At 37.3% G+C, this 13,345-nt stretch carries 12 protein-coding genes; 2 read left to right on the forward strand and 10 right to left on the reverse strand.

Features of this window, described 5'->3' with window-relative positions; all coding sequences use genetic code 11:
* Positions 1-526 precede the first annotated feature (526 nt).
* From OLD84_RS14550 to OLD84_RS14575, 6 genes are all read right to left on the reverse strand, one after another.
* Positions 527-763 (reverse strand): ferredoxin family protein, encoded by a 237-nt coding sequence (locus OLD84_RS14550; RefSeq protein ID WP_209464733.1) that lies wholly within the window; start codon positions 761-763, stop codon positions 527-529.
* Positions 764-833: 70 nt separating this feature from the next.
* A complete protein-coding gene (locus tag OLD84_RS14555; protein ID WP_209464732.1) occupies positions 834-1,850 on the reverse strand; it encodes an amidohydrolase family protein in 1,017 nt (338 codons plus the stop codon).
* A gap of 70 nt (positions 1,851-1,920) precedes the next feature.
* On the reverse strand, positions 1,921-2,928 hold the full coding sequence (locus OLD84_RS14560; RefSeq protein WP_209464731.1) for a VOC family protein: 1,008 nt from the start codon (positions 2,926-2,928) through the stop codon (positions 1,921-1,923).
* Positions 2,929-2,953: 25 nt separating this feature from the next.
* The gene (locus OLD84_RS14565; RefSeq protein ID WP_209464730.1) at positions 2,954-4,021 is read right to left on the reverse strand and encodes an NAD(P)/FAD-dependent oxidoreductase; all 1,068 of its coding nucleotides are present in this window, start codon (positions 4,019-4,021) and stop codon (positions 2,954-2,956) included.
* A 37-nt stretch (positions 4,022-4,058) separates the two neighbouring features.
* Positions 4,059-4,547 carry an aromatic-ring-hydroxylating dioxygenase subunit beta gene (locus OLD84_RS14570; protein ID WP_209464729.1) on the reverse strand — a complete coding sequence of 163 codons (489 nt, stop codon included), beginning with the start codon at positions 4,545-4,547 and terminating at the stop codon, positions 4,059-4,061.
* Positions 4,544-5,827: an aromatic ring-hydroxylating oxygenase subunit alpha gene (locus tag OLD84_RS14575; RefSeq protein ID WP_209464728.1), complete on the reverse strand. Its 1,284-nt coding sequence runs from the start codon at positions 5,825-5,827 to the stop codon at positions 4,544-4,546. The genes OLD84_RS14570 and OLD84_RS14575 overlap by 4 nt, the downstream gene beginning before the upstream one ends.
* 417 nt (positions 5,828-6,244) lie before the next feature.
* On the opposite strand from OLD84_RS14575, the gene OLD84_RS14580 reads away from it, so the two are divergent.
* The gene (locus OLD84_RS14580) at positions 6,245-7,129 is read left to right on the forward strand and encodes a LysR family transcriptional regulator (protein ID WP_209464727.1); all 885 of its coding nucleotides are present in this window, start codon (positions 6,245-6,247) and stop codon (positions 7,127-7,129) included.
* A gap of 187 nt (positions 7,130-7,316) precedes the next feature.
* Here the strand turns inward: OLD84_RS14580 and OLD84_RS14585 are convergent, their stop codons facing one another.
* The 4 genes from OLD84_RS14585 to OLD84_RS14600 all read right to left on the reverse strand — a co-directional run bounded on the left by OLD84_RS14585 (position 7,317) and on the right by OLD84_RS14600 (position 12,002).
* Entirely contained in the window at positions 7,317-8,585 is a 1,269-nt protein-coding gene (locus tag OLD84_RS14585; RefSeq protein WP_209464726.1) for a TRAP transporter large permease, read from the reverse strand.
* Complete coding sequence (locus tag OLD84_RS14590; RefSeq protein WP_209464725.1) at positions 8,586-9,071, reverse strand: TRAP transporter small permease; 486 nt, start codon at positions 9,069-9,071, stop codon at positions 8,586-8,588.
* A 117-nt stretch (positions 9,072-9,188) separates the two neighbouring features.
* Positions 9,189-10,256, reverse strand: coding sequence for a TRAP transporter substrate-binding protein (locus OLD84_RS14595; protein ID WP_209464724.1), 1,068 nt, complete (start codon positions 10,254-10,256; stop codon positions 9,189-9,191).
* Positions 10,257-10,799: 543 nt separating this feature from the next.
* Positions 10,800-12,002, reverse strand: a complete 1,203-nt coding sequence (locus OLD84_RS14600) for a 4-hydroxybenzoate 3-monooxygenase (RefSeq protein WP_209464723.1) — start codon at positions 12,000-12,002, stop codon at positions 10,800-10,802.
* A gap of 345 nt (positions 12,003-12,347) precedes the next feature.
* Here OLD84_RS14600 and OLD84_RS14605 point away from each other — a divergent pair, with 345 nt between their 5' ends.
* Positions 12,348-13,283, forward strand: a complete 936-nt coding sequence (locus OLD84_RS14605) for an amidohydrolase family protein (RefSeq protein ID WP_209464722.1) — start codon at positions 12,348-12,350, stop codon at positions 13,281-13,283.
* Positions 13,284-13,345 lie beyond the last annotated feature (62 nt).

Below are 13,345 nucleotides of genomic sequence, written 5' to 3' on the forward strand. Positions count from 1 at the left end.
TTTGAGTTTTCGAACATTTCATTTATCTATCTCCAAATCTATTTATGCAGTAGGAAGATATATCCTAACTGCCAAGCTGCAAATGTGCTCCTCACCCCATCTAACCTCACAGTGTAAGAGCCGGTCTCTTTTCAATTAACACCGAATAGCTTTGAAATAAATTCCATACTAGCACCACCTTTAATGTATTATACCACAGGTTAGAAAAGATATAATAGTGCTACTTCAAATGATCCCTCAAATTCTACAATTAAAAAACAACAAACAAAAAACACCCATCACCATCACTATGATAAAGTAATAACAAAATCATAGCCGGGTGATCAGATGTTTAATCAATGTAGTATCGTTCAACAGATTCTATCCATTCCCTTAAATCCTGGAATCCAAATCCTTGTCCACCATTACTTCAGGAAATCGCAAATCTACCAAGCGAGCTCCCTACTTTAGAAAACTTGGTTGTCACCAAGGTTTTCGGTGACAGCCTTAGTTGCACTTATGCAGTAAGAAATATGGATATATTTTCTTAACTGCCAAAAAAGCTCTCAGCCTTTTCCAGATATACTTCTTGTGCAGGATTTAAATCATGCTCATCCACGATTGCATCGACTGGACAAGCAGCTACGCAAGCACCGCAATCAATACATGTGTCTGGATCAATAAAAAATTGGTCGGGTCCCTCTACGATACAGTCGACCGGACAAATACTAACACATTCTCCTGATTTTTCACTAAGACACGGTTCCGTTATAACAAATGCCAAGGTTATCCTCTCCTTTTATTCTTGTTGTATGCGTATCTTTCACTAGTATTCTACCTATCTATTTACGTTTCTACATATATTCTTCTTTATCCAAATTTAAAAATTGTAACGCATTAAGACCATGGATTTGGTTCTTTTCATCGTCATTTAGTGTTGTTAATCGATCAACAACTTTTCCAGATGGAGCTTCACGTAATAAAAAAGGATAGTCAGAACCAGCTATTATTTGGTCCACTCCAAACCGGTCAATCATAAATTGCAAGTTGTTTTCATCGTAAACAAGTGAATCATAATAAAGTAATTTCGCATAGTGACTAGGTGGATTCTCGGTCTTTCTTATATGGGGCCACACATTCCAGCCCTTGTCCATTCGTGGTAATAAATACGGCAGAGCCCCACCACCATGCGCAAAACATATTTTTAAATTCGTATATTTGTCTAACATTCCACTCATAATAATACTTCCTGCTGCTAATGCAGTTTCGGAAGGCATTCCGACCATATACATGAAGTTATGGCGCGGCATTCGTTCGCCTCCTAATGTTTCCCAAGGATGAACAAACAATGGAACTCCCTGTTCATTTGCAGCCTGAAAAAAAGGTTCGAGTTCTGGATCGTCTAAATTCTTACCGTTCACATTACTACCTATTTGAATCCCTTTTAAGCCTAATTCATTAACTAATCGTTCCATTTCCTTTATTGCAATATCAACATCTTGCAGGGGAACGGTACCTAAACCAATAAACCTTTTTGGATGTTCTTTTGTGATCGATGCAATAAAATCATTTTGGAATCTTGCTAGCTCTAACCCTTGTTCAGGCTCTGACCAGTAGCTGAATGTAACGGGAATAGGTGATAATACTTGGATATCAATTCCTTCATTATCCATATCTTCCAAGCGCTTTTCTGTATCCCATGCTTGATCCGTTATTTCTCTAAATTTCTTTCCCTTTATCATGATATTGGCGCCACAGTCACATGTTTTCTCTAAACTAGGCCAACGATCATCACCATATTTTTCGGCTAAGTTTAAAAATTCCTCTGAAATAATATGCGTATGAAAATCAATTTTTAAGTTACGTTGCACGAATGAACTCTCCTAGCATTCCTATTTTTTAATGAGAGATAGACGACTTATATCGTCTACCTCTTCCGCGTTATTCACCAATTTTCGCGCCATAGGTGAAATAAGATTCCGGTGGTGTACTTCCCCACATTTCTAGTCCTAATTGACCGATTTCTGGTCCCCATTCAATTGGTTCCCAATCTGGTGAGAAAATCAGGAATCCACCAGTCCAAATTTCTACTCGATGGCCAGAAGGCTCAAAGACATAGATGAATTGTGCACCACTTGTTCCATGCTTACCAGGACCCCACTCAATTTCAATATCATTTTCTGCCATGATATTTGCTGCACGAATAAGTTCATCTGGAGAATCCAGGTAATAGGCTAAATGATGGAAAGATGCACCATCTTGATTGGCGTTTCTCATGAGTGCCATTTCGTGTGCAATATTCGTTCTACTCAACCATGAACCTAGGCGTACATCTTCTTTATTCTGAATATAATAACGATGATGAATACCTAGCAGATCGGTCCACCATTGTTGTTCTTTTTTCACATCATTAACCATCATATTAACATGATCAAAACGACGAGGTGAAACGCCTTTAAAGCTATATTTACTTGGATGGCTCGGTAATTTTGACTGCAATTTCGGATCATTCGTTTCAAATAATTCTTTTTCCCAATATAGTTCAACCGGGAATCCAGAAGGGGATTTAAAATGAATCGCATCGCCTAAAGCTCGCTTCTGTCCACCTGCTACCCATATAAAGTCAATATTCATTTCTTTTAATTGCTTTTCGAATAGCTTTAGTGACTCCTCCGTGCTTACACGCCAACCCATACGATTTACTTCAGATACATTCGATTCTCTTAATACCAGCGTATAATCATCAAAATCCTGCCATGCTCGTAAGTAAGCGCGGTCCCCATCTCTTTCTGTTAATACGAGTCCCATTACTTCTGTAAAAAACCATAACGATTTTTCGAAATGTGTGACACTAATTTCTACATGACCGATATGCGCTACGGTTCGTAAATGTTTTTCTAACCTCTCCTGTGCGGTTTCTTGATTTAAGATTTCTTTTTCTGTTTTCATGATTGATAGCCTCCATATTTAATTTTTAGTAGACAACTTCTTTTTCCTTACTTTCTTTCTTAACTGCCTTTTCTTTCTTCTCTTTCTTTTCCTTCTTATTCTCTTCCCTACTCATAATAGACGTACTATGAGCAGTGTGTAAGGAGGCTTTTGGATCCATGTAGACGATCGCATTACTTACTGCAATCGGAGCTTCGCCAAAGCCAGTTGCCATTAATTTAACCTTGCCTTCATAGGTAGATATATCCCCAACGGCATAGATACCAGGTACAGTCGTTTCAGCTTTCGAGTTTGTTAGAATGCAATTGTTCTTTATTTCCAATCCCCAGTTATTAATGGGTCCTAAATTGGATATAAAACCATAATTCACGATATAGTCATCCGCTTTAAGTTCCATATTCTCATCGCCTTTTGCTTTTTTAAGCGTTACGTTTTCAATTTTATCCTCCCCCATTATTTCAGTTGGAATATATGGGGTTAAGACATCAACCGAAGATTCCTCCATTAATTTCACACTATAATCATGGGCCCTGAATCGATCCCTTCGATGGACAATGGAGACGTTTGACGCTATATTCTCTAACATTAAAGCCCAGTCTACGGCTGAATCGCCGCCACCAAAAACAACGACATCCCTATTTTTAAAATCAGTTAAATTTTCGATACGATAATGCAGGTTCTTTCCTTCGAATTGATCTTCATTATCCAAATTCATGGTTCTTGGTTTGAAGGCTCCGTTCCCTGCAGTAATAATAATGGTTTTCGAATAATGGGTTTGCGTACTTGTTTTTATCGTAAAAATATCGTCTTCCTTTGTTACATCCATTACTTCTTCATTTAAGCAAACATCATTCTCGAATTGATCCATTTGTTTAATCAGTCCATCTACCAAATCACTTGCTTTTATCTTTGGAAACCCAGCTACATCATAAACAAATTTATCCGGATATAATGCTGCAAGCTGACCGCCTAATTCTGGTAAACTCTCAATAATTTTCACACTTTTTTGACGCATACCTGCATAAAAAGCAGTAAATAAACCAGCAGGGCCTCCACCTATAATGGTCATATCGTATACTTCGCTTTCATTCATACTTCCAGCCACCACCTTTCAATCTTGATAGATTACGCTATAGAATCAAACTAATTTTTCCATGCGGTCTCAGGCTATCTAGATGTAAGACAACCTTTTTACTTTTTATCTTAAGTTCACCATTCTGTAGGACGAGTTCATACGTATGTTTTCCAATGAACGTGTCCATGACTTCTCTTTTCGTTCGGTGTATTGTAAAATTACACTCCACTGTGATGACATCTGAATCCAAATTACTGACCAATATATTATTATAATTATGGACCGTGGTAGAGTGTGGATACTCGACATGGGCCTCTTTCTTTAATAATCTTTCTGCACGTTCCTGGAGTCGCGCTCGATTATCATGCGAAATGAATAAAGATTTTGTTGGATCAGCTTCCGGATCACCTAAAGGTGGTACGGTGTAGGTACCATCATCCGTAAATAGTGCAGGCCATTCCATTAATCTCCACTCATCTAATATTTTTGCTTCCGTATAAAGAAAATCAACCACATCTTGACGTGTTAACGTAGTTACAGTCATCGTTGAGCGACCTCCTTCTCCTTGTTCAATGATTCTTGGATTCTAGCATTATACTGTCTCCAGAAATTCCTCATTTGGACCTCATCTGTTGCCATTGCATTCCCTGCTCCTCTTACCATGCCTTTGGAAATATCGTTCCACTCAACTTCTTCGTTATTGTTATAAGCTTCTTGACATAATTCTAATGCTTCATTATCATCTGGAGTCGCAAAGCCACCTGGGCCTAAAAACTCTAGGAAGTTATCATTTCTTGCCATCCGATGCGTCTCTTCTTCTCCCTTAGGTGCTAGTGAATAGCCGGATACTTCCATGTAACCAGGAGATGTCGGATAAAATGTTCTTGCCGTCACAGCCATAATATCGTTAATTACCAGGTTAGGAAATATTACAATGTTACGGTTATAGTTGGCTATTCGGTCCGCACGTTCCTCGCCATACCGATCAGCAAGTTTAACCTTCATTCGCTCCATATCTTGCTTCAATTCGTCATCCCAAATAGGCGTCCATTGTGCAACCGGCCTTCCCCAAGGAGCTATATATTCTATAACAGCATGACCGTTATCGAGTTCCACGCCTTCTCCTTCTAATTTCACATTCTTTAATTCGGGATCTTGGGCTTGCTTAATATCAAAATACGTTTTATGCGTAGGCATTCCATGATATAAGTCAACACTGTTTTCAGCTAACAACTTCCAATTCGCTCTTACGCTATATTCCTGCACGCCACCTTGTGCTTCTAACCCATATTCTGATTGATCTACTACAAGGTCAATATATTCTTTCGCATTTCCTAAATATTCATCTAATGAAATAGCATCTTCGTCAAAATTCACAAATACAAACCCACGATAGTTCTCTACTCGTTTAACCGCTTTCATATTCTTCGTACCTTCAGCGTTAAAATCTTCAGGAAAACCATCCTTCCCAGGCATGCCTACCAACTCACCATCATTTTTAAAACTCCAAGCATGGTAAAAACAACGGAAAACTCTTGAATTTCCTTCATTTTCTCTGGCAATTAGTGCACCGCGATGTGGGCATGTATTGAATAGTGCCCGAATTTCGCCATCCTGACTACGTACAAATAATAAATTACGCCCGCCTACTTTTTTGCGTTTATAATCGCCTAATTCCGCTATCTCTGTGTCATGACCAATAAATAACCAACACTTATTAAAAATTTCTGCTCGTTCTCTTGCTAACATTTCTCTATCTGTAAATACACTTCTATTAACAAGAAATTCACTTTTTTCTACGTTGTCACGTATAAATTGATCCATTTGATACCCTCCATTTTATAATTAAATCGTTCATAGTAATGTTTCCTATCAGTTTTCACTTATCGGCTTATTTTCCAATTGGAGTTCCTTCAATTACTTCAACACAATGTAACCACTTACATTATGTAGTAGAATCCCCCCTTACTGATAGTCGAATAATTAATAGTTGGTTTAACTCTTTTCTTACCATTCATTATAAGTGCCCTATTCGTTAAATACCAATTGAAAAAAATTTTGATATTTGAAGAATTCCAAAAAAATATTTATACACACTTTTTCGAATATAATTTATAATTCAGCCCTTCTGTTACTTTAGTTGACATTACGCTGTTTTTTGACCTATTATTGAATGGCATTTATTAAGGGGATCACCTTAAGTAATCGATTTTAATAAAAGCACATTCAGGAGGTAATAACATGAATGAAAGTCAGTTACAAACCTTTCTTACTGTAGCCAAATATAAGAGTTATTCAAAAGCTGCAGTTATTCTTAATGTTACGCAACCAACCATCACATCACGAATAAAAGCATTAGAAGACATCCTACAATGTGAACTTTTTAAAAGAATTGGACATGAAATCTTCTTAACAAAAGAAGGGAATATGTTTATCGATTATGCGAATAATATTTTAATATATATTACACATTCAAAAGAAATTACAAACATGGTTAAAGACCCCGTCATAAAAGTCGGTTTCTCCCCTGGATACGCTTATTCCTTTATTATAGAACTTCTGAAAACGATTAAATCAACTGGCGATATCGATATTCAAGTAATAGAAGGCCATGATTCCGTAAGTTTAAATGAAAGGGTTTTATCAGGTGAAATTGACTTAATTTTTAGTAGAGATGTTCTATCAAACAACCAAAACCTTATTTCAGAATATCTATTTGATAATAATCTGGTGCTTGTACTGCCAGCAAATCATCATTTATGTGAAAAACAAACGCTTCAAATAGATGACTTAAATGGGGAGTCGATTATAAGTTATAGCAGAAATTCCTCCTTATGGAAGTTAATTGATGAACAACTCATTCGTGCACAAAATATAACCCGAATAGATGTCGATAATAATGAAATGCTTTTAAAGGCTGTTGCCAATGAGATAGGAATTGGGATTATACCTGAACTAGGTATTGACACAAGGTATGAAACGGAAGTAGAAATCCGGGAAATAAGTAACATTTATAACATCCCGAATAAGGTTTACGTCCAATACCGCAAAAATCCCCAAATAGAAAGCCTTGCAAAAAAGATCATTTACTCCATTATCCAACATAAGTATTCAGGGTTCTATTGAGGAGTGTGGGACGGGACCGTTCCTTGTCCTTTATAATGAATCTAAAGTGAAAAGAAGAATTTATTTCTGAAATAAAAGAAGGTGCTCAGCTTATTTCTGAACACCTCGGCTATTTTACGTTTAATTGAACTTCAAAACACCACATGATCTGATCCGGTTTAAAAAGTTTATATTTCGACATTTACACCTACAACCAAAGAGGGAACATTACGATATAAGGGAAAAGTACCATTAAAACTAAAGCAATAAGTAATGCTAAAATAAGGTACATTGATTGGTAAGAAACCTTTAACAATGGTACTTTTACTATATCCGTTGTTACTAGCAAAGTTTGTCCAAATGGTGGTGTACACATACCAATTGCAGTATTAACAATAACCAACACCCCAAAATAAACAGGATCTATCCCCATTGTTTCAATTACTGGTAAAAACATTGGCACAACAATCACGATAATCGCAATTGTATCTACAAACATACCAAATACCAAGAGAATGAGATTAATGATAAGAAGTGTAATTAGCGCGCTGTCACTAATATTCATAAAACCGGATACGATCATACTAGGAATGTTTTCATATGCCAGAACATATGCCAATAAATAGGCATTTGCAATAATGAACATAATTGTCGCTGTTGTTTTTGCTGAATTAAAAATCACTGTTCCTAATTCCTTGAATTTTAGTTCGCGATAAACGAACATTCCTATAATAACAGCATAAACAACTGCAACCACCCCAGATTCCGTTGGTGTAAATATACCTAAAAAAACCCCACCAATTAAGATGATCGGTGTTCCAAGTGCCCAAAAAGCATTTACGAGCGCTTTACCAAAATCTTTTATTTCAAAAGGTTTTCCGCTTCCTTTATAGCCTCTTTTTCTAGAAATTAAGTAGACTCCACCAAGCATGACGCCTCCTACGATGATACCTGCTGGAATTCCAGCAGTGTATAAGTCTGAAATGGAAGATCCGGAGAGGCTCCCATATACAATTAATGTTATACTTGGAGGTATAATTGCTCCTAATGGACTTGCGGTTGAAACGACGGACGCTGCGAAATCCTTGTCATATCCCTTATTCACCATTGCAGGTATCATAAGTGATGACAAAGCTGCTGCAGTTGCAACCGCACTCCCAGAGATAGCTGCAAAGAATACACAGCCCAGAATGGTTACCATTGCCAAACCACCTGTAGTACGTCCTATAAGTGAATTTGCTAAATTAATGATTCGTTGGGCAAGTCCCCCGGTCAACATCAGATTGCCAGCAAGAATAAAGAAAGGGATCGCCATTAAAGCAGAGTTATTTACCCCTGTGAAAAGCTGCTGAATGATAATCATAGGATTGATATCCGCGAGTATAATATAAACCATTGAGGAGAGGCCTATTGTAAACCCTAAGGGAACTCCTAATAGAAATAATAGTACAATTAGAACAAAAAATAATATTATCATTTACTCGTTGCCTCCTTTTTCTGCATGACGATCTTTGCCAATTCTGGCGATCAAGTGGATAATCATGATAGCTGCAGAAATAGGTAATACTGCATATACAATTCCCATAGATATTACCATATTCGATGAGGTCTGCGGTCCGACTACTTCGAGTGTGTCTAAACCAAATTTCACAAGAATCCCAGCATATAAAAGCATAGCAATCCACTGAAAAGGTGCAAACCATTTTCTTAAAGAGGGTTTCCATTCTTCAAATATAGAGACAGTGATATGGCTTTTGTCCCTAACTGCCAAAGCTGCCCCCAAAAATATCATTGCAATCATTAAAAACCTTGCTAGTTCATCTGTCCAGACTGCTCCACCCTCAAATACCGAACGTGCAATAATCTGTACGGTTAATATAACCGTCATAACTGATAAGAAAATTGTAATGAGGTTGCGTACAATTAGATCAATCCAATAACTGATTTTTTCTACAATACCCATACTCTGTCACCTCTTTTTCTATTGAGGGTATTTTTTATATAGCAGGATTTTTTATTTAAAGCAGCCGCTACTTCGTAATAGAATGAAATGTTTTCCTATATTCATCAAAATTATTTGTTATTCTGTCATACCTAAAATTTCGCTTAACAGGTCAGTCCCATGTTGGTCAGTCCAATTTTGATAAATGCCTTCCACTTTTTCTTTAAATAGATCTAAATCCAATTCATTAATTTCCATCCCTTTTTCTTCCAAAACATTCTCATATTCCGCTTCATTTTCTTCGTTTTCTTTATTTATTTCTGTCAGCACTTCTTCACTGGCTTCAAGTATTGCAACTTGAGCATCTTCTGGCAAAGATTCAAAACGATCTTTACTGCCCATTAGGAAAGCGAATGCAAAATTGATGCCTGTCTTAGATACATGGCTGTTGACGTCATTAATATTCTCATCGTCATTAATATCCATCGTATTTTCCTGGCCATCAATTGCACCTTGTTCGAGTGCGGTATATGCGTCACCAAAATTCATACTCTGCGGGCTTGCTCCTAGAGCTTCATACGCCTCTATGTAGATAGGGCTTTCACTTACACGGACGGTAAGGCCATTGAAGTCATCAAGGCTCTCAATAGGTCCAGTTGACGTGGAAACATGTCTGAAACCCCTGGCCATTAGACCAAATGTTTTTAGATTCACTTCTTCTGTTATGGCACGATACTTATCTTCCGTCTCAGTACCTATAAATTCATTTACATGATCCCATCCATCAAAGAGATAGGGTAAATCCAATACAGATGTTTCAGGAGCAAAACCTGATACGGCCGGACCAGTAATCATGCCTAAATCAAGTGTTCCAAACTGCATTGCTTCTAGTAATTCTCTATCTGTTCCCAATTGACGAAATGGGTAAATTTCTATTTGTACCTTTCCATCTGTTTTTTCTGCTACAAGCTCTTTAAACCGAAGTGATGCAGTATGGTAATTGGTTGATTCCGGTGTTTGATGCCCTAATCGAAGTGTTATAACATCCCCATCTTCTCTTATCTGAGGATCTTGACTAACATTAGCTGCTACAGGATTACCTGCTGCTTCGCTTGTTGTTTCTATATTAGGGTTTGAATATCCCCCGCAAGCCGACAGAAATAGGAAAAGAGAGAAAATAGCTGCTAAAAGAATTCTTTGTGGCATAATCTCATTCCTTCCTACATTTTATTACCTTTACTTTAAATTGTAATAATTCATCTATATCTAAATATCCGAATGAATAGTCAAATATCTGATTTAAACGATTAAACGTTGTTCATTAATCAACCACTCTATTTGCGCCTATCGAAAATTTCTGGATTAGCGATTACAAAAGTACCATATCAATCCTTAGACCAATGCGTTGACACACCGTACTGTGGATCCGTTCCTTATCCTGTAAATTTTTGTTTAATGATAGACAGGTTTGAGAGTATTCTCTGGAAGAGATGTTTTTTGTAAAGTTCATTCATTTTAGAGTGAAACGGTAAAACATCATTTCAGATAATTAATGGTTAATCTTATATAGTTTTATAGACAGGATAAAGGTTTTCATTAAGCAAAAGTGTCTCCTTATACTTATCTCCAGGTAATATAGTGAATTATTATTCAGTGAAGGTACCACTTCCTCCCTCACTGAATATGCTGCTTTCAAAATCTCGCGCTGGGGGGATTACTTTCCATGCGATAGTTATGATAAGACCTCTTCTATTTATGTGCTCCACTGGCCACCCTTGGTATGTCAACTTTTAGATCAGCGTAATTTTCAGCTATCGTACTTGAAGCAGCAGTTGATGAAGATATATGCTCCAATTCAGCAAGCTGGACGCCATGCTCAAAAGTTGTTTTCTGATGATTGTGATGAAGTAAATTAGTCATTTGACTAGCAAACCTTTGTGCTTTCCAGCCACGACGAACACAAGCGTCCGAGTATTGATCAAGTAATACATCACTATTCGTTTCATAAAAATGCTTTAATCCTTCTGCTAGTACCTGTACATCACCAATTGCAAGGTTCATTCCTTTTGCCCCCGTTGGTGGAACAATATGAGCGGCATCTCCCGCAATATAAAGACGACCATATTGCATCGTTTCACACATAAAACTCCTCATGGTAACTATGTTTTTTTGGGTGATCGGACCCTCTTCCAAAGTCCAGCCATCTAAATCAACTCTCGCGTGAAGTTCAGACCAAATCCGCTCATCCGACCAGTTGCTGATATCATCAGATGGATCAACCTGCAGATAATAGCGTTGTACATTTGGTGACCGTGTACTAAGTAAAGCAAACCCACGCTCGTGATACGTATAAATTAATTCATCACTTGCTGGTGGAGTTTCTGTTAAAATACCTAACCATCCAAATGGGGGAGTATACTCCGATTCGTGTAAATACTCTTTTGGAATTGCTTTTCTACTTGGTCCGTGATATCCATCACACCCAGCAATAAAATCGCACACTAATTCTTGATTTTCTCCATTATGTTGGAAACAAATTTTGGGTTCCGTTGTATCAATATCATGCAAACTTACATTATCTGCATTAAACAGAATCTTGCCCCCCACTTCCAATCTTGCCGAAATTAAATCTTTGAGAACTTCATGTTGCGGATAAATCATAATTTCTTTTCCACCTGTAAGTTTTTCAAAATCAATCCTGTGACGCTTTCCACTAAACTGAAACTCAATTCCTTTATGGGGCTGTCCTAATTCCATCATCCGGTCCCCAACACCTGTTTCATTCAATAAATCGATCGTCCCCTGTTCCAATACTCCAGCGCGAACTGTGTTCTCAACCTGCTCCCTTGATTTTCTTTCAATGATAACGGAATCAATTCCTTGTAAATGTAATAAATGTGACAGCATAAGCCCTGCAGGACCTGCACCAATAATCCCTACTTTTGTACGCATATATGAGCATCTCCCTTATAATTTGTTTTAATTTGATCAATAGCATTAGATGTATTCTAATTTCCTCGGTAGACTGACCATTAATAAAGTGTAAGTTACCGACTATTTCCCCCCTTAACCTAATTTGCAAACGCTTTCTATTCTTGCTAAAAAAATATAAGATGAAGAATGTTTATATTATTAATTTATCAGCACATATTTAATATCTCAATCCTTAAATTCCTCTATATGAAACTATGGGCTTTTTATTTCTAAAAATTCATATAAGATTGAAATATAGAGTTAATGATTTGACATATGTCTGGAACTGTCTGGCATTTGTTAAGGAAGGGGAGAGGACAATTTATGTTCGACTTGCATACACATTTTATACCCAATGATGTTTTATCTTGGCTTAGAGAAAACAAAAAAAAGGTTAATGCGAAATGGGTGACAAAATTTGATGACAAGCATGAATTCTTGGTAGTCAATGAAAAATGGGGGTTTGAATTAAAGCCTGCCTTTTATGATTTTTCAGTATTCAAACAGGAATCAGCATTAGCAGGAATTACACATTCCGTTATTTCACCGATTCCTCAATTATTCATGTATGATTTTGATGACGGCATTACATCAGAGGTTTCGCAAGTCTACAATTCTTCATTGGTTAAGTTAGTAAATGATTCACCTGATACAATTTCTGCTTTAGGAACTTTACCACTGACAAATCCAGAACAAGCTGCAAGCACACTGAATAAAGCGATGCATCAAGGATTAAAGGGTGCTATCATTGGGCCTGGGCTAGATGACAAGCCACTTTCAGACGAATTTTTTACACCTTTATTTGAAGAAGCCAACAGACTGAAGGCTATTTTATTCATTCACCCACTTTTAAGTACGGACCCACGAATAAAGTCAAAAAAAATGCCGAATCTTATTGGGGTCCCTTGGGAAACCACGGTTTGTGCAACCGATATTCTGTTAAGTGGTTTAATTGACAAGTATCCTGATGTAAGAATTCTATTCGCTCATGGTGGGGGGTTCCTTCCCTATCAAATTGGCAGGCTTGATAAAGGATATGAGCAGTGGGATCAGGTCTCATCCAACTTACAGGCGCCACCATCAGAATACTTAAAAAGGTTCTGGTATGATTCCGCTTTATGGAATCAGGAAAGTTTAGAGTTTTTAACTAAAACTGTTGGCGAAAATCGCGTAGTACCTGGGTCCGACTTTCCCTTTGATTTAAGTGTTTGGCCACCGGAATCTAAGACTGATAGAGGTGTTCATTCTCTGTTGGGATAGTTTAAAGGATTAGTGGGAAATATGCTTAGTCCATACTTTAAAACCTCTAGGTTGATAGCCAT

The sequence above is a fragment of the Virgibacillus natechei genome, from assembly GCF_026013645.1.
GTDB lineage: Bacteria > Bacillota > Bacilli > Bacillales > Amphibacillaceae > Virgibacillus_L > Virgibacillus_L natechei.

Coding starts and splice junctions, on each gene's coding strand:
- OLD84_RS14560 (WP_209464731.1), bottom strand. CDS start 2,928: ATGAAAACAGAAAAAGAAATCTTAAATCAAGAAACCGCACAGGAGAGG.
- OLD84_RS14565 (WP_209464730.1), bottom strand. CDS start 4,021: ATGAATGAAAGCGAAGTATACGATATGACCATTATAGGTGGAGGCCCT.
- OLD84_RS14570 (WP_209464729.1), bottom strand. CDS start 4,547: ATGACTGTAACTACGTTAACACGTCAAGATGTGGTTGATTTTCTTTAT.
- OLD84_RS14575 (WP_209464728.1), bottom strand. CDS start 5,827: ATGGATCAATTTATACGTGACAACGTAGAAAAAAGTGAATTTCTTGTT.
- OLD84_RS14580 (WP_209464727.1), top strand. CDS start 6,245: ATGAATGAAAGTCAGTTACAAACCTTTCTTACTGTAGCCAAATATAAG.
- OLD84_RS14585 (WP_209464726.1), bottom strand. CDS start 8,585: ATGATAATATTATTTTTTGTTCTAATTGTACTATTATTTCTATTAGGA.
- OLD84_RS14590 (WP_209464725.1), bottom strand. CDS start 9,071: ATGGGTATTGTAGAAAAAATCAGTTATTGGATTGATCTAATTGTACGC.
- OLD84_RS14595 (WP_209464724.1), bottom strand. CDS start 10,256: ATGCCACAAAGAATTCTTTTAGCAGCTATTTTCTCTCTTTTCCTATTT.
- OLD84_RS14600 (WP_209464723.1), bottom strand. CDS start 12,002: ATGCGTACAAAAGTAGGGATTATTGGTGCAGGTCCTGCAGGGCTTATG.
- OLD84_RS14605 (WP_209464722.1), top strand. CDS start 12,348: ATGTTCGACTTGCATACACATTTTATACCCAATGATGTTTTATCTTGG.